Below are 1,346 nucleotides of genomic sequence, written 5' to 3' on the forward strand. Positions count from 1 at the left end.
GCTTGAAGCCTAGCTGGTCCTCGGCATGCAGCAGGATTTGGCTGAGCGCCGGCTGCGATATGTTGAGCATCGCCGCAGCACCGGTCACCGTCCCGGTCCGCATGAGCATGCAGAATACCTCGAGCTGGCGTGCCTGCATCCGGGTCAMCGTGTCCTTTGGTTCGCGGGTTTCACTCTAGTCCATAGGCCCCAAGATCAGAAATCCGCCACCTTGCCCCAGGCGGACGTTTGAAAACGTTTGGGATGATAGGGTAGCGGATTGACGATCGGGGTGGCGGCGGTGACGATGTCGGCGATCAGGTGGCCGGCGCCGGGTCCGATACCAAAACCGTGGCCGCTGAACCCTGCCGCCAGGATGAAACCCGGAACGCTCGCGACTTCGCCGATCGCCGGAACCCCGTCCGGCGTCGAATCGATATAACCGGCCCAGCTCGCAGTGATGCGGCGCCCGCCGATCGCCGGCAGCAATTCGACGGCGCGCTCATATGTCAGCTTGATCGTGCTCGCGTCGACGGCCGGATCGAGGATGCGCATATGCTCCATCGGCGTCGGTCGGTCGAGCTGCCAGCGGGCCATGCCTTCGTGGCCGCTGCGCAGACCTTCGAGGCCGCCGGGCGACAGGCTGCGCCAGCGGCGCATGAACATCGGCAGGAACTGTGCCGCGAAACGCATGGTCTGGGCCGTCAGGTCGATCCGTCCACGCCCGCTGATGGCGAGCGTGTGACCACCGTCACCCCGGCGGGTTACCGAGACGCGGGCGGTATGGAGCGCGTCCGGCAGGTTTCCCTCACCGGGACCGACGGAGAGAATGGAGGAGCGGATCGAGGCTTGCGGGAAACGAATGCCGAGCTGGCGGCAGAAGGACGACGCCCAGGCGCCGCCAGCCAGGATGGCGACCTTGGTTCGGATCGTGCCGTGTTCGGTTACGACAGCCGAAAGCTTGCCGCCTTCCGTCTCGATGCCGCGCGCTGCGCAATTCTGGAGCACTGTCCCGCCCAGCTTCACGATCGCGCGGGCAACCGCCGGGGCGGCATTGGCGGGATCCGCCGTCCCGTCCGTCGGGGAGAACACGCCGCCCTTCCAGGTGCGGCCTGTCGCCTTGCCGCGCTCGGTTGCCTCGGCACTGTCGAGCATGTGGGTGGTGACGCCCACCGTGCGGGCGAAATCCCGCCAGCGGGCCCAGCCTGCCAGTTCTTCCTCGTTGTCGCTGAGATAGAGGAGGCCGCAGCGCCGGAAGCCGGTCTCCTCGCCGGTCTCGGCGGCGAAGCGTTCCCACAGGTCGAGGCTTTTGGTCGCCATTGGAAGTTCGCGCGCATCGCGGTTCTGCTGCCGGCACCAGCCCCAAT

2 protein-coding genes are annotated in these 1,346 nt (G+C 66.8%); both read right to left on the minus strand.

Going from position 1 to position 1,346, the window contains the following annotated elements; genetic code table 11:
• Positions 1 to 139 (minus strand): LysR family transcriptional regulator (locus AC1D1S_RS21170; RefSeq protein ID WP_476995449.1); only part of this gene is annotated, 139 nt, incomplete at its 3' end.
• A 56-nt stretch (positions 140 to 195) separates the two neighbouring features.
• On the minus strand, positions 196 to 1,346 hold a 1,151-nt coding region (locus AC1D1S_RS21175), incomplete at its 5' end, for an NAD(P)/FAD-dependent oxidoreductase (RefSeq protein ID WP_476995448.1).

The organism is Arthrobacter sp. P1_A5 (assembly GCF_056406825.1).